Origin of the sequence: Gemmiger formicilis (assembly GCF_016900095.1) — a bacterium.
Taxonomy (GTDB): Bacteria; Bacillota; Clostridia; order Oscillospirales; family Ruminococcaceae; genus Gemmiger; species Gemmiger formicilis_A.
Genome location: NZ_JACJJP010000006.1, coordinates 96,254 through 119,481, shown reverse-complemented (window position 1 = coordinate 119,481; position 23,228 = coordinate 96,254). Strand labels below are relative to the sequence as shown.

The window sequence follows — 23,228 nt, the reverse complement described above, 5'->3', positions numbered from 1 at the left end:
GGGCAGCCCCCGTGGTGGGCGGGGCGGTTGGGGTTGGCCTGCACCGCCTTTTCGTCGTAGGGGGCCGCTTCCCGCTCCTCAAAGGAGATGGCCCCGGTGGGGCAGGCGGGCAGGCAGTCCCCCAGACCGTCGCAGTAGTCGTCCCGCAGCAGACGGGCCTTGCCGTCCACCATGCCGATGGCGCCTTCGTGGCAGGCCTGGGCGCAGGCGCCGCAGCCGTTGCATTTATCTTCATCAATACGAATGATTTTCCGAATCATCAGACAAGCCTCCTTGCTTTGCTGGGTATAGTATACTATACTGGTGGAAAAAGTATGTGGTTATAACCACGAAACGGAGAAAACTTCATGGATTCACAACGCCCGCCCATCTTCCGCAACATCGCCCCCGACGAATACGCCGAACTGACCGCCCTGGGATGCGTGCGCACCGCCCTGTTCCCCAAAGGGACGGTGCTTTTTCACACCGGCGACCGCACCGAGGAGTTCGGCATTCTGCAGGAGGGAGAAATCCACCTGGAGAACATCGACGTGTGGGGCAACCGGATTATCCTGCACAACATCTCGCCGGGGCAGTCCTTCGCCGAGACCTTCGCCTTCTGCAAGGTGCCGGTGATGGTGGACGTGCTGGCCGTGCGGGACAGCCGGGTGCTGTTTGTGCACCTGGGGCGCACACTGGCGCCGGAAAACGCGGTCAAGTCCTGGTATCCCAAGCTGCTGCAGAACCTGCTGGTCTTTTCCACCAACAAAAATCTGGTGTGGTCCACCCGGATGCTGTGTATCACAGCCAAGAACATCCGCACCCGGGTGATGACCTATCTTTCCGCCGAGGCAGTCAAGCAGGGAACCATGGAATTTACCATTCCCTTCGACCGGCAGCAGATGGCCGACTACCTGAATGTGGAACGCAGCGCCCTGTCCAAGGAACTGGGCCGGATGCAGAAAGAAGGGATCCTTTCCTTCCGGAAAAACCGGTTTTGTCTGCACCACACTGACACTTCCGCCCCCTGACCGGGTGCCGGAACCGGGTAAGCGGGATTTTTTACATCGATTTTGATAAACTTTGGCGTCCGTCACCGGTGCACATTTAGCAGTTTTTGCCAAACTTGCGGCGGCAGAGGCCAAACTGCCTTGACTTTCCCCGAAAGGGTGCTATGATACAGATAACATCTTCAACGGGTTCATCCCCACAGGATTTTGATGGCAAAGGCGCCGGGTCATATGACCCGGCGCCTTCTTCAGTTTCCGGCCGTGCGGCATGCTGTCCACGGCAGAAGATGACTTTCCGCCCCGGCCCGGGCGGAGGGCAGGGGCCCCTGCCCAAGCGGCGGATCATACAGCAAAGCAAAGGCGCTGGAATGCAAGATTCCGGCGCTTTTTGCTTTTATCGGGTATTTTTTTCGGGAACGGGCGCGGGCCGCCCCGGTTTCCGGGCTTTCATGTAAGGAAAAGAGGGGAATTTTATGCCAACCAGTTTTTGGGGATGGATCGTCTTTCTGATCCAACAATACCACAGCTCCTATCTGCAGGGGTTGGTCACCACCCTGGCCGCTTCCCTTTCCGGCACCGTTCTGGGCTGCTGTCTGGGGTTTGTGGTGGGCGTGATCCAGACCATCGACTTCCAGAAAAGCCGCAGCCCCCTCCAGAATGTGCTGCTGGCCATTCCATGGACCATCTGCAAGATCTACGTCACCGTCTTCCGCGGCACGCCCATGATCGTGCAGGCCATGGTCATCTATTACGGCATTGCCCAGATGTTCGGGGTCAATATTCCGGCCTTCCGGGCGGCCATCCTGATCATCACCCTGAACAGCGGCGCCTACATGGCCGAGACGGTGCGCGGCGGCATCCGCTCCATCGACCCCGGCCAGGTGGAAGGGGCCCAGGCGCTGGGCATGCGGTACGTGCCCATGATGGCCCACATCATCCTGCCCCAGACCCTGCGCATCATCGCGCCCCAGATCGGCAACACCTTTGTGGCCAACATCAAGGATACCTCGGTGCTGAACGTGATCTCGGTGACCGAGCTGTTCTACATCACCAACGTGGTGGCCGGCACCTACTTCCGTATGTTTGAGGCCTACACCATCACCGCCATGATCTATCTGACCCTGACCCTTGTGTTCAACTTCCTGCTCCGGCTGCTGGAAAGCCACCTGGCCGGCAGCAGCAGCTACGAGATCATCCCGTCGGAGCAACTGGCCCCGGCCCAAGAACCTGCGAGGTGAGTATGATGGCAAAAGAAAAATCCATTGTTGCGGATGTTCCCTTTGACGGTCCCGTCATCGGGGTGCGCAACCTGAAAAAACGTTTCGGCGACCATCTGGTGCTGGAGGACATCTCCTTCGACGTGCACCAGGGTGACGTGGTCACGGTGATCGGCTCTTCCGGCTCCGGCAAGTCCACCCTGCTGCGGTGCATCAACCAGCTGGAGACCCCCACTTCCGGCCAGGTGCTCTACCACGGGCAGGCCGTGCCCAGCGGCACTGCCGCGTTGAACGCCTTCCGCTCCAAGGTGGGCATGGTGTTCCAGAGCTTCAACCTCTTCAACAACATGACCGTGCTGGAAAACTGCATGGCCGGGGCGCACCTGGTCAAGCACATGCCCAAGGAGGAAGCCAAGGAAATCTGCATGAAATACCTGACCAAGGTGGGCATGGCCCCCTACGTCAAGGCCAAGCCGCACCAGCTGTCCGGCGGCATGAAACAGCGCGTGGCCATCGCCCGCGCCCTGGCCATGGAGCCGGAAGTCATCCTCTTCGACGAACCCACTTCCGCCCTGGACCCCGAGATGGTGGGCGAGGTGCTGCAGGTCATGCGCTCCCTGGCCCAGGAAGGTCTGACCATGATCATCGTCACCCACGAGATGGCCTTTGCCCGGGATGTTTCCACCCGCACCATTTTTATGGATAAAGGCTACATCGTGGAGGAAGGCCCGCCGGCCCGCATCTTCTACCATCCCACCGAGGAACGCACCAAGCTGTTCCTGACCCGGTTTATCGCCAGCTGACACCAGCTATTATAAGGAGGGGTATCTTATGAAAAAGAAACTTGCTGCTCTGCTTGCCGCCGCCATGGTTCTGAGCACGGCTCTGGCCGGATGCGGTTCGTCCTCGTCCTCGGCAGCCGCCACCGCCGAGACCACCGGTGCCGACGGCCGGGAGACCCTGCGGGTGGCCATGTCGGCGGACTACGCGCCCTTTGACTGGCTGCAGGAAGACGATTCCAACGGCGCGGTGATGACCACCAACGGTTCCTACATGAACGGCTACGACGTAATCATGGCCAAGAAGATTGCCGACGAGCTGGACATGGACCTGGAGATCACCCAGGTGGACTGGGACGGCCTGATCCTGTCCATCTCCTCCGACATGGTGGACTGCGCCATCGCCGGTATGAGCATCACCAGCGAGCGTGCCCAGTCGGTGGACTTCACCGACCCGTATTACAGCGCCGACATCGTGCTGGTGGTGGATCAGAACAGTACCTATGCTTCCGCCACCAGCCTGGCCGATCTGGCCGGTGCCACCCTGACTTCGGCCATGAACACCGTGTGGTATGACGCGCTGGATCAGGTGACCGGCGCCACCAAGGGCGCGGCCCTGGACACCTTCGCTTCCATGGTATCCGCCGTGAACGCCGGCACCATTGACGGCTTCACCTGCGACAACCCCTCGGCCCTGAGCCTGCTGACCACCAACCCCAACCTGAAGATTGTGGAATTCGCTGACGGTCAGGGCTTCCAGGTCAGCTCGGAAGAAACCGACCTGGGCATTGCCTGCAAGAAGGGCGACACCGAACTGGTGGACAAGATCAACACCGTTCTGGCCGGGCTTTCCCAGGAAGACCGCGACGCCATGATGGACCAGGCCGTGGCTGCCCAGCCCGCATCCGCCATCCAGTAACCGATTTTGCCGGGTATGAAAGGACTTGATTCCCATTCCATCATCGATGCAAGCCCCCGCTGAGGCGGTGGACCGGAAGTTCGGCCGGTATGTGCTGTCCTCCATGATCACCATGTTCCTGCAGAGCGCCTACTCGGTGGTGGACGGGTTGTTTGTCAGCAACTTCGTCAACGGCACCGCCCTGGCAGCCATCAACGTATCCTGGCCCATCATCGCGGTGATCACCGCCATCGGCACCGGCATCGGCTGCGGCGGGGCGGTGATCATGTCCACCCAGCAGGGCGCCGGCCACCAGGCCGTGTCCAACCGGGTGCGGGGCAACATTCTGCTGGCGCTGCTGGCGGCAGGGGTGCTGTGCACCGCCGTGACCCTGGCCTTTCTGGACCCGCTGCTGCGGCTGATGGGCGCCCAGGGCGAACTGCTGGACTACGCCCGGATCTACGGCCGGGTCATGCTGGGGGGCGGCATCCTGCAGGTGCTGTCCTGCGGGCTGACCCCCCTGCTGCGCAACGACAACCGCGCCGTCACCGCCATGGTCATCATGGTGGGCGGTCTGGTCGTCAACCTGAGCCTGGACTTTACTTTTCTCGCCTTCTTTGGATGGGGTATTGCCGGGGCGGCGGCCGCCTCCCTGTGTTCCCAGCTGTTCACAGTGGTGGCTTGTCTGGCGGTGCTGATCACCCGCAAACAGAACCCCCTGCGCTGCGACCAGCTGCGGTTCCATGCCCGGGTCTGGCCCAAGATTCTGCTCAACGCCATCTCCCCCTTCGGTATCTCCCTCACCCCGTCGTTGCTGATCCTCTACCACAACGTGGCCTGCCTGCATTCCGGCAGTGAACTGGCGGTCAGCGCCTACGCCCTGATCTCCTCCACGGTGGGGTCCTACCGCATCCTGCTCATCGGGGTGGCCGACGGCATCCAGCCCCTGGCCAGCTTCGCCCACGGGGCCGGGGATGTGCGGGCCCTGTGCCGCATCCGCAACAAAGGGATTCTCACCGCCATCGGCCTGAGCGTGGCCCTCTTCCTCTTTACCGTGGCCACCGCCCGGTTCTATCCCGCCCTGTACGGGTACACTGGGGAGGACGCCGTGCTGGGCGTCCACGCGGTGCTGCTCACCTCCTGGCAGCTGATCTTCACCGGCCTGGTCCGGGTGACCAACTCCTTCTTCTACGCGGTGGGCAAGATCCGGTATTCGCTGTTTATGATTTACTTTGACCCGCTGGTCATGACCCCGGTCACCATTGTGCTGCTGCCCCGTCTGCTGGGGCTGGACGGCATCTGGCTGACCGCCGTGGTCACCCAGCTGATTTTGGATATCGTGGCGGCCGGCATGTTCGTGCACCACGACCGGGAGCTGCGGGCCGCCGCCCGCCGGGTTCCGGAAGGAGAAAGGAGCATACAAAGGGCATGAAAGCCGTTGTGATTCAAGAACATATCATCCAGCCGGACATCACCCCCAAGGATTTGCAGGAGCACTGGATGGCCCTGAAGCAGCTGCCCGGGGTGGATGAAGTGGAAATCGTTGCGCCAGGGAACTATCCCAGCGTGGAAGAGCTGGGACGCCTGACTGGCGACGCCGAAGCGCTGTTCGGGGTCTGGATCGGGCCGGACCTGCTGAACCGGGAATTCCTGGACCAGCACCCCCATCTGCGCTATGTGGCCACACTGGGCCACGGGTGGGAAACCTTTGACACCGACCTGACCAGGAGCCGGGGAGTGACCGTGACCAACACGATCTACGGCGCCCAGACCATTGCGGAATACGCCTTTGCCCTGCTCATGGAGGTCTGCCACCACATTTCGGTGCAGGACCGGCGCATCCGGGACATCGACTGGACCCGGCCGGAAAACGGACCGGAGTTCTGCAAGGCCATTATTCCCCAGGTGGAACTGTACCAGAAGACCATCGGCATTGCGGGGCTGGGGGAGATCGGCTACGCCCTGGCCCGCATGGCCAAAGGGTTCGGGATGCATGTGATCGGGTTCAGCGCCCACCGCAAGACCGGGGAAAAATACGCCTTCATCGAGCAGGTGGACACGCTGGAGGAGCTGCTGCAAAAGAGCGATATCGTCTCGCTGCATCTGCCCCACACCCCCGCCACCGAGCACATCCTCAACGCCCGCACCATCGCCATGATGCGGGACGGGGCCATCCTGATCAACACCGCCCGGGGCGCGCTGATTGACGAGCAGGCCCTGGCCGACGCCATGGTGGCCCACAAGCTGCGGGCCGCCGCCCTGGATGTGCTGACCGAGGAGCCGCCCCGACACGGCACGCCGCTGCTGACCGCCCCCAACGTGACCATCACCGGCCACATTGCCTGGCTTACCCGGGAATCCCGGCTGCGGGCCATCGACATGGCGGTGGACAACTTTGCCTGTTACCTGCGCGGGCAGCCCAAATCGGTGATCGGGTAAGGGCGCAGGCGCCATCATTCTATCAGAAAAGAGGGAGTTTATCATGGAAGTAAGTGAACTGTTGCGTGAAAGTATCCGGCAGAAGCCCGCCAGCAAGCGCGGTGCCCGGCAAAAGCGTTCCAGCCCCAAGAATATGGTGCGCATGAACCTGAACGAGAACGCCTACGGCATGTCGGACCTGGTCAAGTCCACCCTGATGCAGGATGTGGCGGAAAACTACATGTACCAGGACTTTTACGCCTACGATATCCGCAAAAAGCTGGCCGACCTGTACCACCTCAGCCCGGACAACATCCTGATCGGCTCCGGTTCCAGCGCCGTCATCGACATGCTGGGCGAGGTGTTCATCAACTACGGGGACGAGATTCTCTACTGTTCCCCCACCTATGAGGCGTTCCCTGATATGGTCAGCGACAACGGCGGCAAGCGGGTGGAAGTGCCCCTGACTCCCGACTGGAAATACGACCTGGACGGCATGCTGGCCGCCGTGACCGACAAGACCAAAATGGCCATTGTGGTCAACCCCAACAATCCTACCGGCACCTATCTGCCCTCCGCCGAGGTGGAAGCCTTTGTGCGCAAGCTGCCGCCCCACGTGCTGGCCGTGGTGGACGAGGCCTACTTTGAATATGTGGACGATCCCAACCATTACAGCCTGATCCGGATGATCCAGGAAGGGTACGACCGCCCGCTGATCGTGCTGCGCACCTTCTCCAAGATTTATGGGTTGGCCGGGCTGCGCATCGGCTACGCCGTAGGCGACCCCGACCTGATTGACGAGATGATGAAAGCCTGCCAGGCCTGGAACGTGAGCCGCATTGCCTCCCTGGCCGCCACCACCGCCCTGGATGAGCAGGAGTACGTCCAGAAGGTCAAGGCGGAGAACGTGAAGAACCGCAAGATCGTGTACGAGGGTCTGCTGGCCCTGGGCTGCTATGCGGTAAAGCCGGCGGCCAACTTCATCTACTTCGACACCCACCGGGACCCCAAGGCCGTCTCTCAGGGAATGACCGAGCACGGCATCCTGATCAGCACACCCAATGCCTGCTTCAACCGGGTGACCGTGGGCACACCGGAGCAGAACCGGGACTTTCTGAAGGCGCTGGGGGACGTGATGAAGGCACTGCCCCTGCGGGACGGCGAAGCCCCCGACAAGGCTGTGTGACAAAGGAGGTTCCACCATGGCAAACTATTACATCACCATCAACCGCCAGTTCGGCAGCCTGGGCCGTCCCATCGCCATCAAGCTGGCCGAGATCCTGGGCATTGAATACTACGACCGGGACATTGTGGAGGAGACGGCCAAACAGATGAACATTCCCCTGTCCCAGGCCAGCGAACAGGAGGAAACCATCGCCAGCCGGTTCGGCCGGATGGCCTTTCCCCTGGGCCAGGGCAGCACCGAAAACCAGCAGCAGATGTTTGACGTGCAGACCAAGATCATCCAGGACCTGGCCGCCAAGGGTTCCGCCATCTTTGTGGGTCGCTGCGCCGACTACGTCCTGCAGAACTATAACTGTCTGCGGGTATTCATCTACGCTCCCAAGGCCAAACGATACCTGAACTGCGTCAACTCTTTGGACATGACCCCCACCGAGGCCAAACGGATGATTGACCGGGTGGACAAAGCCCGGGACCGGTACTGCAAAAAGTACGCCCGGCACCTGCCCTCCGACCCGGAACACACCCACCTGATGGTCGACAGCAGCCTGTTCGGGGTGACCGGCACTGCGGAATTGCTGGCCACCGTGGCCCGGGAATATTTCATGACGGACCTCTCCTGAGGTCCGCCCCGCCCCACACCGGGCGGTCAAACCGGAACCTGCACACTCCACTCCCCGGAATGTGCGGGTTCTTTTTGTGCGGCCCCGGCCCTTTGACCGCAGCCGCCGCCCCGGCTATAATGGATAGAAAAAGGGGGCTTGTCTATGCAACGGTTTACGGCAGGCGGCAAAACCGTGGAGGTGTTTGCCGCCGGGGTGCCCAAGGCACCGGCGGTTTATCTCAACACCTTTCCGGAGGAGGGACAGCGGATTTTTCAGCTGCTGCAAGGGGACGGCTGCCCGCCCTTCACCCTGGTGGCGGTGAGCGGCCTGCAATGGAACCACGATCTGGCCCCCTGGGACTGCCCTGCCGCTTTCCGCAGCGGCGATGCCTTCACCGGCGGGGCCGACGACCACCTGCGGCTGCTGACCGGCGAGATTCTGCCCCGGGCCGAGGAAATTGCCGGCACCCCCGCCTGGCGGGGCCTGGCCGGGTACTCTCTGGCCGGGCTGTTTGCGGTGTACGCCCTGTACGGCACCGACGCCTTCTCCCGCACGGCCAGTATGTCCGGCTCCCTGTGGTTTCCCGGCATCCGGGACTACCTGTTCACCCATACCCCCAGACGCTGGCCCGACCGGATGTACTTTTCCCTGGGGGACAAGGAGCACAAGACCCGCAATCCCCTGCTGCAATCCATCCGGCAGAGCACCCTGGAAATCCGGGACTTTTACCGGGACCAGGGTATCCGGACGGTCTTTTGCCCCAACCCCGGCAACCACTTTTCCCAGGCGCCCCAGCGCACCGCCGCCGGTATCCGGTGGCTGCTGGAGGAATAACCACGAAAAAACCAGCCTCACCGCAGGGTGAGGCTGGTTTTCTGTTTTCGGGGCATGGTGTCAGGGCTGTATGCCCTGCAGAATCTGCCGCATCTGCCCCCAATCCGTCCAGCTATGGTTCAGCACCACAAAGTAGCCGTTGTCGGCGGGCCAGCAGACCACGCTGTGCCCGGCAAGATCCTCCTCGGTCATATCCTCCACCCGGGAAAGCAGGCAGAAGTCCTCCTCGATGCCTTCCTTATCGTTCTGGGTCATGGTGCCGTCGGCATTGTCGCCGATGATCATGGCCCGGTGTTCCGGCGGATACAGCACCACGGTGAACTCCGCCGTTCCCTTCCGGACAGTGCAGGACCAGTACCCTTCAGCCGGATTCCAGGTCGCCTCGCACCCTTCCGGCAGGGACGGAAGGGTAAACCGCCGGAAATGACCGTCGCCCCCGTCGGTTTCGGTCAGGTATGCCTTGCCCCCCAGTACCTTCACCGCCACCGTGGGCCACACCGCACAGGCCACCGTTGTGAACAGCAGACAGGCGGCCAGGACAGCCGCTGCCACCTGTTTTCTCCGGCGGAAGGGCCGGTCCGGCAGCAGCGGCAGGGCGGCCGTATCCCCCGCCAGCGCATCAAACGCTTGCAGCTCCGCCTGCCGCTGCACCGCACAGGCTTGTTCCATCCGTACCGTAAATGCATCTTTCATTCCGACAGGCCCTCCTTTTCCAGACTCGCTTTCAGTTTCAGCCGGGCACGCCGTGCACGCTGGCGCACCGTGGCCGCCTTGATGCCCAGTACCCCCGCAATCTGCCGGCTGTCCAGTCCTTCCCCGTACTGCAGCTGCAAGATACTGCGGTCGGTTTCTTCCAGGGTTTGCATAGCCGCCAGCAAAGCCCGCACCTGCTCGTCCCGTTCGGCCAATTCCTGGGGCAGCGGCGCAGAATCGGGCACCATCCCCATCGTCTGGGTGTCCATCAGGCCGGGGAATTTTTTCCGGCGCATGTTGTACGCCGTGTGCCGCACCGCAATGACCACCAGATGCCGGAGTTTTTCCCGGTCACCGGTGTCCAGCCGGGGCAAAGCGCACAGCCGCAGCCAGCTTTCCTGCACCGCATCCTGGGCCAGGGCGTCATCTCCCAGAATCCGGCCCGCCAAAACACACAGACGGGCGTAGTCCCGCACAAACACCTGGTACAGCGGGGAATTTTCCATGCAGCCACCTCCTTTCACCTACTATAACACCCCGGAATCCAAACTGTGACACCGGCGGGAGAATGTCTTTTGCCCGAAGGGTGGTCGGCCATATTGTAACTATTGACATTACATCAAAGGCATGGTATACCGCACTCCGATGTAACAAATAAAATTATATTTCCATCCGGTTCCGATGTACCGGATGGGGAACAACGCAGGGAGGTTACGCCATGAAGGCAGTCCAGATAGACAGATATGCAAAAGAGACCCGCACCCGGCTGCGGGATATTCCCAAACCGGAAGCGGGCCCCACCGAAGTGCTGGTCAAGGTCAAAGCGGCGGCGGTCAATCCGCTGGAACTGTTGATCCTGACCGGCAGTGTGCGTCTGATTCAGGATTACCCGATGCCCCTGACCCTGGGCAACGAATGTTCCGGCGTTGTGGAAGCCGTGGGGGCACAGGTGACCGATTTTCGGGTGGGAGACCGGGTTTACTGCCGGCTGCCGCTGGCCGGAATCGGCGCTTTTGCGGAGTATGTGGCGGTGGACCACACAGCCCTGTCCCCCATGCCGGCGGGGTATGATTTTGCCACGGCTGCGGCCATCCCGCTGACCGGGCTGACCGCCTGGCAGGGCATTACCGAGGAGCTGGAAGCCCGGCCCGGCCAAACGCTGCTGATTCCCGGCGGCTCGGGCAGTTTCGGCCAGATGGCGGTCCCCCTTGCCAAAGCGCTGGGGCTTCGGGTCATTGTAACCGGCAACGATCGCGCCCGGGAAGCCATTCTGGCCGCCGGGGCCGACGAGTACCTGGATTACCGGAAGGAGAACTACTGGGAGATACTGTCCGGGGTGGACTGCGTCATCGACACCCTGGGAGCCGGAGAATTTGCGCGGGAACTCTCGGTGCTGAAGCCGGGGGGCCGGCTGCTGAGCCCGCGGACCGGCCCCAACAAGGCCTTTGCGGTGCGCAACCGGTTCGGCTTTGCCAAGCGTGCCCTGTTCACCGCCGCAGGTGCCCGGTACGACCGGGCCGCCCGGAAGCAGGGCAAATCCTACCGGTTTATTTTCGTGCGTGCCGACGGCGCCCAGCTGCGGCAGGTCACCCGCATCGTGGAGCAGCAGCACATTGTTCCCCCCGTCGACCCCCATCCCTTTACCCTGGAAACCGCCGGGGAAGCCCTGGCCCTGGTGCAGAACGGTCATACGGCCGGCAAGGTGATGCTTCGTCTGTAAGCAGACCGGACCCACGGAAATTTCATAAAAAACAGAAAAGCCCGCCCTTTGTCAGGGCGGGCTTTTCTGTTATGGATTTTGGATGGAAACGGAACCCGACGACGTTTCCAGAATCAGGGTGCAGCCGCTTCCCTGCCGGGACCAGGAGTCTACCCCCACACGCTGGCCGTTATACCGGATGCTGTTTCCTTCGGCCGTGACGGTGGGGTCTGCGGCTGTCACAAAAATGTTGCCGGAGACCATGTCCACCCGGACCTGCTCGGTCACCGTTCCTTCGATCCGGGCACTGCCGGAGGTGGCATCCATCGCCAGGGTGTCGGCCGTGCCGGTAAAGTCCAGGTCTCCCGACGTGGTGTTCAGCAGGACCGCATCGGCCTTTCCGGTAAAGTTCAGCCCGCCCGAGGTCGCATCCACCTCCAGCTGTCCGCACTGTCCGCCGAACCGCACCGTGCCGGAAATACTGTCCACCGTCACATTGTCCGTCACAACGCAGTCCAGCACGGAATTTCCCGCAATGTTGTCCACCCGGAGAGAATCACAGGACAGGGCCGGCATATCCACCCCGCCGCAGACCGTAGAAAACCGCAATTCGCCCAGATCGGCATCGACCGGCACGGTGATGCAGACCTCTCCGACCCCCGTGGAGCCGCTCTGGTTGGACTTGTTGTGGGAAGTGAGATACAGCGTCTGCCCTTCCACACCGGCCCGGTCCACAATTTCATTGTCGCACAGGGTGTAGCGCAACCCATAACCGTCGCCGGTTTCCACCTTGATTTCCGCCGACACCACATCGACGGCAATTTCGGTAAAGGGGTCCAGCTCCCCGTCATAGTGCAGCGGCAGATTGCCGTCCGCGTCCTTCCCATCCGACAGCGAAGCGGCATCGGTGGACTGCGGCGCCGGGGCATTGTCCGTGGGCAGCGGCCCTTCCACGGTGTTCTGTGGGTGCAGGGCCGCAAGCAAGGCGCTTGCCGCCACCACAACCGCAATGAACGATCCCAACAGCACCGGAACCAGGCGCACGCCCTTTTTCCCTGCGCTTTTGGGTGAGTCTTGCTGCGGATATTTGCCCGCCTCATCTTCCAGAATGCGGGCGGCCAGCGCCTCCGGCGGACCGAAATGCTCCCGCAGCTGTTCGGCGTCCAGCAGGCCGCCTTCCTGGGCGTATTCCCGATAATAGGTTATGGTCTGCGCCCGGTCTGCCGCCGGCATCTGTTTCAGGCACGCTTCCAGTGCCGCAAAATACTCTTCGGCCGTATGCATCGTCATTCCTCCAACAATCGATCCATATCCTGTTTGAATTGCTGCCACTCGTTTTTCTGCCGGGCCAGCAATTCCGCCCCTGCTTCCGTAAGATGATAATACCGGCGGTTGCGCCCCTGAAAGGGCTGGTCATAGATTGTCAGCATCCCCGACTTTTCCAGCCGCCGCAGGGCCGGGTACAAGGCGGTTTCGCTCACATCCAGAATCCGGCGAACCTGACGCGTGATCTCGTAGCCGTAGGTATCGTTGTGCTGCAGGATGCTCAGGACCACGAAATCCAGAATGGCGCCGCCGATTTGGAATCCCACCCCCGGATCGCCTCCCCTCCTATATTTATTACTTTACTGTATTATAAAACGAATAATATGAAACGTCAATAGGAAGGCACGCACCGGGCCTTTTCTTTGCCGAAGGAGGGTATGTCCCCTGTGCACTCAAAAAGGCCCCCTGTCATGGTTTTGGGACTTTCTCTTTACGGGCAGACGTCTTCCCGGGCTTCCCTTTTTGGAGTTTTTTTCTCAAAAAGTCATCCAATCATTGCCGCCATCGCAAAAATACCAAGCGAGCGGACAAAATTCAAGCCGCACTTCCCTTTTTATTCGGCAGTTTTTTCGGCAGGTACGCGGTACAGTGTATATGAATTTGCGGCGGGTGCCGTATCAAATACATAAGGAGACGCTGGGATGAACGTACTGTTCGCTGGGCCGTGGGATTTGGCGGGCAAAGCCACGGCGGAATATTTTTTGCGGGAAGGGCATGACGTCTGCTGGCTGACAAAGGACGGCAAACGCACCTTGTGGGATACAAAATTCAAAGGCACGGTATACCGGGGGCAATTTACCGTCCCGCAGATCCGGACCTTTCTGCAGGCCCACCGCGTGGACGTGGTGATCGTTCTGACCGCCGGATTGCGGGAAGGGTCTGACCGCTGCCCGGCGGAGGAACCGGACCTGCCGGGCCAGCTGCTGGAAGCTTTGCAGGGACATTCCCTGCAAAGCTTTGTATATCTTTCTTCGGTGGAGTTGTCCTGGCAATCCCCCCTGAATCCCCGGCAGGCCGCCCTGGCGTCCGGAGAACTGCGCTGCCGGGCCAGCCGGGACTATGACGGTCTGCCGCTGCTCATCCTGCGGATGGGGTATCTCTATGGGCGGGTGCCGCCGGAAGACATGGGGGTCACCGGGGCGGCGCTGCGGGCCATACGAAAGCAGCGTCCTGTCCGGTGCGCCTATAGCCCGGAGGACTGCATCGACGTCCTGGCCGCCTCCGATGCGGCGGCGGCCATCTACCGCATGGTGCTGCAGTCCATGACCGGGTGTTACCTGCTGGTCACAGGACATCCCCTGCCCCTGCAAACCTATTACCGCTGTCTGGAGCGGGCGGCAGGCCGCCCCGCCGTGGTGGAGTGGGCGGGCAAGCGCCACACCATGGCGGCGGCACAGTATTCCGCCGAGCCCCTCAAGACTGCCACCGGCTGGATGCCCTTCACCATCTTGGAGGAAGACGGCTGGCAGCTGCTGCGGGAAGCGGCGGACCTGCCCCGTCCCCAGCCCCGGGCTGCCGCCCCAAAGCACCGGCCCCACCCGGCGCTGCGCAGCGCCGCCGAACTGCTGGTGCTGTTCGGCATCACATTGCTGCTCCTGCGCTTTTCCAAGGATGTATCCGATCTCAAATATGTGGACATCCGGCTGATGTTCGTGGCCGTGGTTGCCAGCGGGTACGGCAGCGGCATGGGGCTGGCCGCCGTGGCCCTGGCCTCCCTGTCCTATCTGTACAGTCTGGCGGCCTCCTACGTAGATATCAGTTATCTGCTTTACAGCGTGGATACCTGGGTGCCCTTTGTGATTTACGCGGTCACCGGGTCGGTGCTGGGGTATCTGACCGGCCGACGTCGGGACGAAGCGGAGGGGCTGCGCCGCAAAAACCGCCTGCTGACCGAAAAATTTGATCAACTGCAGGCCGTGCAGGGCGAAACCCTGGAGATCAAGACCCAGCTGCAGCAGCGCCTTGTGGCGGAGCGGCACAGTTTTGCCGATCTGTACCGGATTGTGCGGGAGCTGGACGCGCTGGACCCGCCGCAGATTTTGCAGCACACAGTGGGCATTGTGGAAGATCTGCTGCAATGCAGCCATGTGGTGGTCTACCGCATGGAGGACGACGGCGGCGCGGCGCTGGCGGCCTGTTCCCCCGCCATGCAGGACCGTGCCCCCGCCGTTCCCGACAAAGAAAAGCTGGCGGCGCTGTGCGAAGTCCTGGCCCGGCAGCCCGTGCTGGTCAACACGGCGCTGGCTCCCGGCCGCCCCGATCTGGCCGCGGCCATCCGCTGCGAAGACCGGCTGTACGGCATTGTGGCGGTCTACGAGCTGGACCCGGAGCGCTTCACCACCTACTATCAGGACCTTGTCAAGGTGGTGGTGGGGCTGATCGAGCGGGACCTGGTGCGGGCGCTGGATGCATCCCATGGCGAGCCCGCCTGTGCCGGGGAGGTGCATGCATGATGCCCTGGATTTTCGCTGCAGGAGGGGGGCTGTACCTTCTGTTTTGCCTGTTGTATGCCCGGGCGGCGGCCCGCCGGGGTGCCAGCCTGCAAAAGGGCGTCTTTTGTCTGGTGCTCTGCCTTGCCCTGCCGGGGGTGGGGGTGCCGCTGTTCTGTCTTTGCGACCGCCTTGCCCGCCTGGGTCCGGCGGATTACAGCGAATTTTACCGCGGAAAGGAGTTCAGTCCCGACGACCTGCGCCGGTTGCAGAAACCGGACCTGTCCGCCGAGACCGACCGGGTCCCCATGGAGGAAGCGCTGCTGGTATCCGACCTGACCTACCGCCGGGAGATGGTCATGGGCCTGCTGGATGCCCGGGACCCGCTGGTCTGTCTGCCGGCGCTGCGCCGGGCGCTGGCCAATGAGGACGGCGAGACATCCCACTATGCCAGCGTGGCCATCATGGAGCTGCGGCGCAAGATGCAGCAGCAGCTGGATGAGGCCGAAGCCCGCTGGCGCCGGACCCCGGGGGATACCGAGGCCTGTGCCCGGCTGGAAGAGCTGCTCTACCAGGCCATCCGGACGGATCTGTTCGACCCGGATGTGCGCCGCCGGCTGCTGCGCCGACACACCGCCCTGACCGACCGGATGCTGCGCGCCAACCCGCCCGCCGAAACCTGTCTGCACCACCGCATCCGGACCGAGCTGCAGCAGGGCCATCTTGCGGCGGCCCAGCGCCTTTGCGCCCGGTATCTGAAAGCCTACCCCCACAGTGAACAGGCGGTGCGGGACCAGATGGAGGTGTGCGTGCAGGCCAAGAACGGCGCGGGACTGCAACAATTTTTACATGGTCTGCGAAACCGCCCGGTACTGCTTACGGCCTCCACCCTGGCCTGGGTCCGGGCGTTCAGAAAAGAGGAAGCCCAGTGAACAGAAATTGCAAAAATCTGATGGTGCTGCTGGGTGTGTGCGTGGCCTTTGCGGTGGTGATTCTCATCAGCAACAACGGCATGACCCTGCGGGGATTGGCCCTGCAGCCTGCGTCGGAGGCGGTGGCCCTGGTGGACCAGGCCGACGCCGAACCTTTGCAGGCCACCGAAGCCACCAGCCCCCGGGCGCTGGTCCTGTACAGTCCCCGGCGGCAGGATTCGGTGGAGTATGAGGAAAACGTCCGCATTGCCCTGGAACACCTGCGCATCGAAGCGGACACCCTGGAACTGGCACGCACCCAGAGCGTCAGCTACACCGACTACGACATGGTCATCCTGGCTTCGACCTACTGGGAGGAGGAGCTGACCGACTCTGCCGCCCGGCTGATGAACTATGTGGAAGACGGCGGCAAGCTTCTGCTGGCCACCGTGCCGGAATCCATCGGCGCCCAGTTCGATGCCGGTTACCGCCGCATGGGCATTGTGGATTACGGAGATTATCTGAACTACAACACCGTCACCTTTGCCCAGGAGCTGCTGCCCGGCCTGGCGGGGCGTTCCTTTGCCGGGGATACCTTCTCCGACGTGGCCTTGTCGGTCACCCTGGAAAACAGTGCCTGTGTCTACGCCTGGGCCGAAGACCCCGAAGGCCGCCGCACCCCGCTGATCTGGTCCTACGACTGCGGCCGGGGGCGGGTGACGGTGTTCAACTCCACCTCCGGCCAGGGAGATTTCTGGCGGGGCATTGTGGCGGGGTGCGTCAACACCCTGTCCGACACGGTCATGTATCCGGTCATCAACGCCCTGTGTCTGTTCATCGACGATTTTCCCTCGCCCCAGTACGAGAGCGAAAGCGACGTGGTGCGCCAGGAATACAACCGCTCGGCCCGGGAATTCTACCGGGACATCTGGTGGCCGGACATGCTGCAGATTGCCAACGCCTACGGAGATGTGTACACCGGCCTGTTTGTGGCCACTTACAACGCCGAGACCGCCCCTGCCCAGCAGACCTATACCGAATCTTCCACCGAACTGTATTTCGGCAACAGTCTGCTGAAAAACGGCTACGAGATGGGGGCCCACGGCTACAACCACCAGCCCCTGACCCTGGCCGGGGGTACCCCCGACGAGCTGCACTATACCCCCTGGGACAGTGAGCAGGATATGGCGGCGTCCCTGCAGACCCTGCGGGACATCACCGCCCGGATGTTCCCGTCCGTGACGCTGCGCAGCTATGTGCCGCCCTCCAACTATCTGAGCGCGGAAGGCCGCCGGGCGGTGGTGCAGGCCCTGCCCGATCTGGAGGTGATCTCGGGCATTTACACCAATGAGGAGGAGGAAGGCCAGGTGTATGTGCAGGACTTTACCGTGGCAGAGGACGGCATTGCGGAGTTTCCCCGGGTGACCTCCGGCATGGCGCCGGACGACTATGAGCAGATGTCCGCCCTGAGTGCCCTGGGGCTGTACGGTGCTTTTTCCCATTTCATCCACCCCGACGACATCTTTGACGCCGAGCGCGGCGGCGGCAAAAGCTGGGGGGAGCTCTACCGCAGCTACTGCGCCTGGATGGGCGACATCCACGAAACCTTTCCCTGGCTGCGGGCACTGTCCGCCACCGAGGCCGGGGACGCCCTGCGCATCTGCGAAGCGGCGGTGCCCCACCTTGTGTTTGCGGAAGACCGGATCACCGGCAGTGTGGAAAATCTGCTGGGGCCGGTGAGCTTTTACCTGAAAACCGACCGCATCCCCAAGGCCGCGGACGACGCCTGCACCATCCGCCGCATCAGTGCGGGCAGCGGCACCGGATACTATCTGGTCACGGTGCAGCGACCCAATTTTACCATAAGGCTGGTGACAGCATGAAGATCTGTTTGATTGTGGAGGGGTGTTACCCCTATGTGGTGGGCGGTGTTTCGGCCTGGGTCCAGATGCTGATCCGGCAGATGCCGGAACATCAGTTTCTCCTTGTGTCCATCGGGGCGCAAAGCAAACAGCGGGGACAGTTCCGCTATGAGATTCCATCCAACGTGACCGAACTGCGGGAATATTTTCTGGATGAAGCCATCGAGCCCGCCGGTTCTGCCGGACCCGTCCTGCCGCCGACAGAGGCCCAGCGGCAGGCACTGCTGGACCTGGTGCGGGGTACCGCGCCGGACTGGCCCCCGCTGTTTGAGCTGTTCGGCGGCAGTCATCCCCGGCCGGTGCAGGATTTTCTCATGTCGGCGGATTTTCTGGACCTGGTGCGGGGTGTGGCCGAAACCACCGGCCGCAACGTTCCTTTCAAGGATTTGTTCTGGACGCTGCGGTCCATGCTTCTGCCGGCCCTGGAGCTGCTGCGCTGTCCGGTGCCCGAAGCCGACGTCTACCACACGGTGGCCACCGGGTACGCGGGACTGCTGGGGGCCAAGTTCAGCTATTTCACCCGCAAACCCTTTCTGGTCACCGAGCACGGCATCTACACCCGGGAGCGGGAGGAGGAAATCCTGAAAGCCGACTGGGTGCCGGGGTACTTCAAGCCCACCTGGATCGGGTATTTCCGGGCATTGAGTCAGGCGGCGTACCGGCAGGCCGCCACCATTGTTTCCCTGTTCCGGGGCGCCCGGGAACTGCAGATCGGCCTGGGCGCCGACGAGGGGAAATGCCAGGTCATCCCCAACGGCATCGACATCGACCGGTTTGCAGCCATTCCGCCCCTGGACCCGGCGCCCCATCCCCTGCACATCGGGGCGGTGCTGCGCATCGTCCCCATCAAGGACGTGAAAACCATGATCTACAGCTTTCATCGCATCAAGTCGGTACGGCCCGACGCCACCCTGGACCTCATCGGTCCCTATGACGAGGACCCAGACTATTACGAGGAATGCAAAGAGCTCATCCAGCGGCTGGACTGCAGGGATATCCGGTTTGTGGGCCGTGCCGACGTAACCCGGTGGCTGCCCGGGCTGGACCTGGTGATCCTGACCAGCATTTCGGAGGGGCAACCCTTTGTGCTGCTGGAGGCCATGGCCGCCCACCGCCCGGTGGTGGCCACCAACGTGGGCGCCTGCCGGGAGATCATCGAGGGCGCGGACGACGGCCTGGGGCCGGCGGGCCGGGTGGTGCCGGTGATGAGCCCCGCCGCCATTGCGGAGGGGATTCTTTCCATCAGCCGCAGTCCGGCCCAGCTGCGCGCCCTGGCGGAAAACGGATACCGCCGGGTGGTACGGTTTTATCGGGACAAAGACTTTCTGGCCGCCTACCGGGCCCTTTACCGGGAAGCGGCCGGCAATCCGCACAGGGAGGTGACGCAGCCATGGCAGGCGTCGGCTTTGGGCTGAAAAAGATGTTCCGGGGCCGCGGGGTGCTGGCGGTGCTGCGGGGGTATTCGGTGGCCGCCGTGGTCACCGAAGGCCCCATGGTCCTGATGATTTTGCTGCTGTTGGCCCTGCAGCGACTGCTGGAAGGGTTTGGGACCGTCTACCGGCTGCGGGAACAGTTTCTCTTCTTTATGACCTACGCCATGATCTTTTCCCTTCTGCTGGCCGGCATCGTTCTGCTTTTTCTGGACCGGTTCATCTCGGACTGTATTTATCAGCAGCGCCTGCAGGATGTTCTGCCCGCCTTTTTCGGCATGGTATTCTTCCTGCTGCTGGCGGGCGCCCCCGCCATGGGGCTGTACCTGCTCACCCTGCCGGTGAGCTGGGCGGTGCGGCTGGCGGTGCAGCTTCTGTTCTGCACCCTGCTGGTCATCTGGGTCCAGATGTCCTGCCTGTCCACCGTCAAGCGGTACACCTTCCTTTTGCTGGGCTTTGCGGCGGGGGCCGGGGCGGCCCTGCTGCTGACGTGGGCCTTTCTGGCAGGCGGAATGGACCCGCTTCCCGCCGCTTTGTGGGGCATGGCACTGGGTTTTCTGGTGCTGCTGTTTCTGTACATGGTGCAGCTTCTGCAGTGCTACCCCGCCGGGGGATGGAACCTTCTGGTGTTCTTTCCGGCGCTGCAACGGTATCCCGATTTGCTGCTCACCGGGCTTTTGCTGGGGCTGGGCCTGTACGGCCACAACTTTGTTTTCTGGGCCAGCGGGTACCGGGGCCAGGTATTTCCCACCGGTGTCTACTGCGCCCGGTACGACGTGCCCGCCTTTTTTGCCACCCTGACCATCCTGCCCATGCTGGTGCAGTTTGTGGTGGGGCTGGAAACCCGCTTTGCGGCCAAACACCGCGCTTACTTTGACACCATCCTGTACGGCGGCCGGCTGGAAGACATCCGGGCCGCCAAGCAGGAGATGGAGACCGTCCTGTATGCGGAGTTTTCCCACATGCTGCAGATGCAGCTCATTGTGGCCATCGCCTCGGTGGCCTTTCTGGGCAACTTTCTGCAAACCGTGGGCCTGGACGAAACCATGGCCGGCACCTTCCGGGTGCTCTGCTTCGGCTACTGCCTGTACGGTGTGGTCAAGTGCGGCACCGTGCTGCTGCTCTATTTTGACGACCGCGCCGGGGCCTGCCGGGCGGCCGGCCTGTTTGCCGCCCTGAGTCTGGCCGGGTCCCTGGTCACCCTGGCCCTGGGTCCCGACACCTGGGGCGCCGGATTTCTGGCGGCAGGGGCTGTCACCGGATTCTGGGTGCTGCGGCGGCTGCGCCGGTATCTGGACGGGCTGGAATACCATGTATTCTGCGAACAGCCCCTGTTTGCACAACCGCAAAAGGGCGTGCTCTGCCGCGCCGAGGAAACCCTGGCCCGGGCCGATCGGACTTTTGCACAAAGGAGGCATCCCCGTGAAACAAACCGGGAACAAGATTGAGATTTTCCTGCTGGCGGTGCTGGCATTGCTGGCACTGGCCGTGGCGCTGGGGACGGCCGCTCTGCGGCAGCCCGCCGACACCGCTCCCCAGGGCTCCCCCGCCCCCACGGCCGAAGCAACCGCCACGCCGGAGACGGCGCAGGACATCAACACCGTGGGCATGACCGAAAACAAGACCATCTACAGTGAGGACGACCCCCAGAGTCTGGTCTACTTTTATGTCACCGTGCAGCGGGGCGACGCCGGTTCGGACACCGACCACACCTTCGCCCAGGTCAACAGCGCCGTTCGCTTTGCGGAGGACAGCCATGTGGACAACGACATTCTGGCCCGGGCCGTGGTGCAGGTAGGCAACGACGACGGCCCCCAGCCCGGCATGCTGGGCTACGACGCCACCGAAAGCAACGCCACCATCCGGGTGCGGGGAAATTCCTCCTCGGTGCGGCCCCAGAAATCCTACAAGCTGGAGCTGGACGACGAGGCCGGGCTGTGGCGCGGGCAGAGCAACATTGCCCTGAACAAACATAACTTCGACGCCACCCGGCTGCGCAACAAGCTCTACTTTGACCTGCTGCGGCCGGTGGAGGACATTTCCAGTCTGCGCACCCAGTTTGTGCGGCTGTACATCAAGGACGAAACGGCGGGCGAAACCACCTTCACCGATTACGGGCTGTTCACCCAGGCAGAGGTGCCCACCAAGAAATACCTGGCCAACCACGGTCTGGATTCCGAAGGGTATCTGTACAAGGCCATCAGCTTCAACTTTGAGATGTCCGACGGACTGAAAAACTTTGATGACCCGGACTTCGACCAGGCGGCCTTTGACAAGATTCTCAGCTGCAAGGGGCGGCAGGACAACCAGAAGCTCATCGACCTGGTCAACCTGATCGCCGACCGCAGCGTGGACATCAACGAGATTGTGGGCGACTACATCGACCGGGACAACTACCTGACCTGGCTGGCCTACAACATCCTGATGGGCAACAACGATACCACGGTGCAGAATTTCTACCTGTACAGCCCGCTGAACAGCCAGAAGTGGTTTTTCATCCCCTGGGACGGAGACAACTGTCTGCACTGGCAGGAAGACGAGGTGGAGGGCCTGACCGGCAACTACGGCAGCTGGGAGCACGGTGTGGCCAACTACTGGGGCGTGCTGCTCCACCAGCGCTTTCTGAAAAACGAGGCCAACCGGGCCGAACTGGCCGCCAAGGTGGACGAACTGCACGAGACCATCAACCGGGACACCGTCAACGCCCTGGCCCAACAGTACGACCAGGTGGTGCGCCCCTATGCCCTGGCCATGCCGGATTTCTATTATCTGGGCAACACGGCCGCCGAGCGGGACGCCATTCTGGCCGGGCTGGGGGACCAGGTGGAGCTGGCGTATCAGCAGTTCTACGACAGTCTCCATGAGCTGATGCCCTTCTTCCTGTACCAGCCGGTGCAGGACGGCCAGACCGTTCTGTTCCGGTGGGAGGACGCCTACGACTTCGACAACCAGCCCATCACCTACCGGCTGCGGGTGGCCGCCACCCCGGATTTCGCCAACCCGGTGGTGGATGTGGCGGGGCTGACCGGCACCGAATACCCGGTGCCCGCCGACCAGCTGCCCGCCGGGACCTGGTATTTTGCGGTAACCGCCGAAACCCAGGACGGCCGCACCGCCCCCGCCATGAACAAAATCCAGGTCAGCGACGTGTACTATCCCGGCGTGGACCGCATGGAGGTGACCCCATGACCCCCGCCTACCGCCACGAGCTGAAATACCTGGTGAACCAGGCCGAATACCGCCAGCTGCAGACCGTGCTGCACTCTCTGCTGGGGCACGACGCCCACGCCGGCCCCCAGGGCGAGTACCACATCCGCAGCCTGTACCTGGACGACCTGTACCACACCGCCTACCGCCAGAAGATGGCGGGGGTGGAGGTGCGCAAGAAATACCGGGTGCGCATCTACGACTGTCTGGACCGGCATATTGCGCTGGAGTGCAAATACAAAAACGGGGCGTACATTTATAAGGAATCCGTTCCCCTCACGGTGGCGGAATACGGAGACCTTTGCCGGGGGAACTGCGGATTTCTTCTGCAAAAGCCCCAGCCCCTGGCCCGGCAGTTCTTTCTGGAAGCCCGGGCCAACATCATCCGCCCCTGTGTGATCGTGGCCTATGACCGGGAAGCCTTTGTCAACGATGTGGGCACCGTGCGCATCACCTTCGACAAGGCCCTTACGGCCATGGAGCCCCGGCAGAATATGTTTGACCCGGCCTGTCCCGGTTACCATGTTCTGCCCCCCGGGCAGATGATTCTGGAAGTCAAGTTCACCGGCATTCTGCCGGAGTACATCCAAAGTATCTTTCGCGCCTACTCTTTTGTCAGGACGTCGGCCTCCAAGTTCTGCCTGTGTGCGGACCGGGTCCGGCATACCCTGCGGTGAGCAGCGCGCCGT

The 23,228-nt window shown here is 62.4% G+C and carries 22 protein-coding genes; 17 read left to right on the top strand and 5 right to left on the bottom strand.

What is annotated here, in order from left to right; genetic code table 11:
* Positions 1-260: ATP-binding protein (locus H6B15_RS04740; RefSeq protein WP_204646626.1), on the bottom strand; the 260-nt coding region annotated here is incomplete at its 3' end.
* Between the two features lie 87 nt (positions 261-347).
* Between H6B15_RS04740 and H6B15_RS04735 the strand changes: the two genes are divergently transcribed.
* From H6B15_RS04735 to H6B15_RS04695, 9 genes are all read left to right on the top strand, one after another.
* Complete coding sequence (locus H6B15_RS04735) at positions 348-1,010, top strand: Crp/Fnr family transcriptional regulator (protein WP_204646624.1); 663 nt, start codon at positions 348-350, stop codon at positions 1,008-1,010.
* A gap of 452 nt (positions 1,011-1,462) precedes the next feature.
* Complete coding sequence (locus H6B15_RS04730) at positions 1,463-2,227, top strand: amino acid ABC transporter permease (RefSeq protein WP_204646622.1); 765 nt, start codon at positions 1,463-1,465, stop codon at positions 2,225-2,227.
* A gap of 2 nt (positions 2,228-2,229) precedes the next feature.
* On the top strand, positions 2,230-3,009 hold the full coding sequence (locus H6B15_RS04725; RefSeq protein WP_275950962.1) for an amino acid ABC transporter ATP-binding protein: 780 nt from the start codon (positions 2,230-2,232) through the stop codon (positions 3,007-3,009).
* Positions 3,010-3,037: 28 nt separating this feature from the next.
* Positions 3,038-3,904 carry a transporter substrate-binding domain-containing protein gene (locus H6B15_RS04720; RefSeq protein ID WP_204646620.1) on the top strand — a complete coding sequence of 289 codons (867 nt, stop codon included), beginning with the start codon at positions 3,038-3,040 and terminating at the stop codon, positions 3,902-3,904.
* 46 nt (positions 3,905-3,950) lie between these two features.
* Positions 3,951-5,315 (top strand): MATE family efflux transporter, encoded by a 1,365-nt coding sequence (locus H6B15_RS04715; protein ID WP_204646619.1) that lies wholly within the window; start codon positions 3,951-3,953, stop codon positions 5,313-5,315.
* A gap of 8 nt (positions 5,316-5,323) precedes the next feature.
* Complete coding sequence (locus H6B15_RS04710) at positions 5,324-6,322, top strand: NAD(P)-dependent oxidoreductase (protein WP_204646618.1); 999 nt, start codon at positions 5,324-5,326, stop codon at positions 6,320-6,322.
* Between the two features lie 43 nt (positions 6,323-6,365).
* On the top strand, positions 6,366-7,487 hold the full coding sequence (hisC, locus tag H6B15_RS04705) for a histidinol-phosphate transaminase (protein WP_204646615.1): 1,122 nt from the start codon (positions 6,366-6,368) through the stop codon (positions 7,485-7,487).
* A gap of 16 nt (positions 7,488-7,503) precedes the next feature.
* Entirely contained in the window at positions 7,504-8,106 is a 603-nt protein-coding gene (locus tag H6B15_RS04700) for an AAA family ATPase (RefSeq protein ID WP_204646613.1), read from the top strand.
* A 144-nt stretch (positions 8,107-8,250) separates the two neighbouring features.
* The gene (locus tag H6B15_RS04695) at positions 8,251-8,922 is read left to right on the top strand and encodes an alpha/beta hydrolase (RefSeq protein WP_204646611.1); all 672 of its coding nucleotides are present in this window, start codon (positions 8,251-8,253) and stop codon (positions 8,920-8,922) included.
* Between the two features lie 60 nt (positions 8,923-8,982).
* Here the strand turns inward: H6B15_RS04695 and H6B15_RS04690 are convergent, their stop codons facing one another.
* Together H6B15_RS04690 and H6B15_RS04685 are read right to left on the bottom strand one after the other, a co-directional pair.
* Positions 8,983-9,615 carry a hypothetical protein gene (locus H6B15_RS04690; RefSeq protein WP_204646610.1) on the bottom strand — a complete coding sequence of 211 codons (633 nt, stop codon included), beginning with the start codon at positions 9,613-9,615 and terminating at the stop codon, positions 8,983-8,985.
* On the bottom strand, positions 9,612-10,121 hold the full coding sequence (locus H6B15_RS04685; protein ID WP_204646609.1) for an RNA polymerase sigma factor: 510 nt from the start codon (positions 10,119-10,121) through the stop codon (positions 9,612-9,614). Before H6B15_RS04685 ends, H6B15_RS04690 begins: the two co-directional genes overlap by 4 nt.
* Before the next feature lie 212 nt (positions 10,122-10,333).
* Between H6B15_RS04685 and H6B15_RS04680 the strand changes: the two genes are divergently transcribed.
* Positions 10,334-11,335, top strand: coding sequence for an NADP-dependent oxidoreductase (locus H6B15_RS04680; RefSeq protein ID WP_204646608.1), 1,002 nt, complete (start codon positions 10,334-10,336; stop codon positions 11,333-11,335).
* 69 nt (positions 11,336-11,404) lie between these two features.
* Here H6B15_RS04680 and H6B15_RS04675 read toward each other — a convergent pair whose 3' ends face one another.
* Together H6B15_RS04675 and H6B15_RS04670 are read right to left on the bottom strand one after the other, a co-directional pair.
* Positions 11,405-12,604 carry a DUF4097 family beta strand repeat-containing protein gene (locus tag H6B15_RS04675; RefSeq protein ID WP_204646607.1) on the bottom strand — a complete coding sequence of 400 codons (1,200 nt, stop codon included), beginning with the start codon at positions 12,602-12,604 and terminating at the stop codon, positions 11,405-11,407.
* Complete coding sequence (locus tag H6B15_RS04670; RefSeq protein WP_204646606.1) at positions 12,601-12,906, bottom strand: helix-turn-helix transcriptional regulator; 306 nt, start codon at positions 12,904-12,906, stop codon at positions 12,601-12,603. Before H6B15_RS04670 ends, H6B15_RS04675 begins: the two co-directional genes overlap by 4 nt.
* A 375-nt stretch (positions 12,907-13,281) precedes the next feature.
* Here H6B15_RS04670 and H6B15_RS04665 point away from each other — a divergent pair, with 375 nt between their 5' ends.
* From H6B15_RS04665 to H6B15_RS04635, 7 genes are read left to right on the top strand one after another with little or no spacing between them, the layout of a single operon-like run.
* The gene (locus H6B15_RS04665) at positions 13,282-15,093 is read left to right on the top strand and encodes an NAD-dependent epimerase/dehydratase family protein (RefSeq protein ID WP_204646604.1); all 1,812 of its coding nucleotides are present in this window, start codon (positions 13,282-13,284) and stop codon (positions 15,091-15,093) included.
* Positions 15,090-16,001, top strand: a complete 912-nt coding sequence (locus H6B15_RS04660) for a hypothetical protein (protein WP_204646603.1) — start codon at positions 15,090-15,092, stop codon at positions 15,999-16,001. The genes H6B15_RS04665 and H6B15_RS04660 overlap by 4 nt, the downstream gene beginning before the upstream one ends.
* Entirely contained in the window at positions 15,998-17,863 is a 1,866-nt protein-coding gene (locus tag H6B15_RS04655) for a DUF2194 domain-containing protein (protein ID WP_204646602.1), read from the top strand. Before H6B15_RS04660 ends, H6B15_RS04655 begins: the two co-directional genes overlap by 4 nt.
* Positions 17,860-19,317, top strand: coding sequence for a GT4 family glycosyltransferase PelF (pelF, locus tag H6B15_RS04650; RefSeq protein WP_204646599.1), 1,458 nt, complete (start codon positions 17,860-17,862; stop codon positions 19,315-19,317). Before H6B15_RS04655 ends, pelF begins: the two co-directional genes overlap by 4 nt.
* Complete coding sequence (gene pelG, locus H6B15_RS04645; protein WP_204646598.1) at positions 19,293-20,780, top strand: exopolysaccharide Pel transporter PelG; 1,488 nt, start codon at positions 19,293-19,295, stop codon at positions 20,778-20,780. Before pelF ends, pelG begins: the two co-directional genes overlap by 25 nt.
* The gene (locus H6B15_RS04640) at positions 20,755-22,521 is read left to right on the top strand and encodes a CotH kinase family protein (RefSeq protein ID WP_204646596.1); all 1,767 of its coding nucleotides are present in this window, start codon (positions 20,755-20,757) and stop codon (positions 22,519-22,521) included. Before pelG ends, H6B15_RS04640 begins: the two co-directional genes overlap by 26 nt.
* Positions 22,518-23,216 (top strand): polyphosphate polymerase domain-containing protein, encoded by a 699-nt coding sequence (locus H6B15_RS04635; RefSeq protein WP_204646594.1) that lies wholly within the window; start codon positions 22,518-22,520, stop codon positions 23,214-23,216. Before H6B15_RS04640 ends, H6B15_RS04635 begins: the two co-directional genes overlap by 4 nt.
* Positions 23,217-23,228: the final 12 nt, after the last annotated feature.

Bases quoted from the DNA above. Each gene is read 5' to 3' on its own strand.
- H6B15_RS04695 (WP_204646611.1), top strand. From the start codon at position 8,251: ATGCAACGGTTTACGGCAGGCGGCAAAACCGTGGAGGTGTTTGCCGCC.
- pelG (WP_204646598.1), top strand. From the start codon at position 19,293: ATGGCAGGCGTCGGCTTTGGGCTGAAAAAGATGTTCCGGGGCCGCGGG.
- H6B15_RS04635 (WP_204646594.1), top strand. From the start codon at position 22,518: ATGACCCCCGCCTACCGCCACGAGCTGAAATACCTGGTGAACCAGGCC.
- H6B15_RS04735 (WP_204646624.1), top strand. From the start codon at position 348: ATGGATTCACAACGCCCGCCCATCTTCCGCAACATCGCCCCCGACGAA.
- H6B15_RS04715 (WP_204646619.1), top strand. From the start codon at position 3,951: ATGCAAGCCCCCGCTGAGGCGGTGGACCGGAAGTTCGGCCGGTATGTG.
- H6B15_RS04700 (WP_204646613.1), top strand. From the start codon at position 7,504: ATGGCAAACTATTACATCACCATCAACCGCCAGTTCGGCAGCCTGGGC.
- H6B15_RS04680 (WP_204646608.1), top strand. From the start codon at position 10,334: ATGAAGGCAGTCCAGATAGACAGATATGCAAAAGAGACCCGCACCCGG.
- pelF (WP_204646599.1), top strand. From the start codon at position 17,860: ATGAAGATCTGTTTGATTGTGGAGGGGTGTTACCCCTATGTGGTGGGC.
- H6B15_RS04720 (WP_204646620.1), top strand. From the start codon at position 3,038: ATGAAAAAGAAACTTGCTGCTCTGCTTGCCGCCGCCATGGTTCTGAGC.
- H6B15_RS04690 (WP_204646610.1), bottom strand. From the start codon at position 9,615: ATGAAAGATGCATTTACGGTACGGATGGAACAAGCCTGTGCGGTGCAG.
- H6B15_RS04685 (WP_204646609.1), bottom strand. From the start codon at position 10,121: ATGGAAAATTCCCCGCTGTACCAGGTGTTTGTGCGGGACTACGCCCGT.
- H6B15_RS04730 (WP_204646622.1), top strand. From the start codon at position 1,463: ATGCCAACCAGTTTTTGGGGATGGATCGTCTTTCTGATCCAACAATAC.
- H6B15_RS04725 (WP_275950962.1), top strand. From the start codon at position 2,230: ATGATGGCAAAAGAAAAATCCATTGTTGCGGATGTTCCCTTTGACGGT.
- H6B15_RS04665 (WP_204646604.1), top strand. From the start codon at position 13,282: ATGAACGTACTGTTCGCTGGGCCGTGGGATTTGGCGGGCAAAGCCACG.
- H6B15_RS04660 (WP_204646603.1), top strand. From the start codon at position 15,090: ATGATGCCCTGGATTTTCGCTGCAGGAGGGGGGCTGTACCTTCTGTTT.
- H6B15_RS04675 (WP_204646607.1), bottom strand. From the start codon at position 12,604: ATGACGATGCATACGGCCGAAGAGTATTTTGCGGCACTGGAAGCGTGC.
- hisC (WP_204646615.1), top strand. From the start codon at position 6,366: ATGGAAGTAAGTGAACTGTTGCGTGAAAGTATCCGGCAGAAGCCCGCC.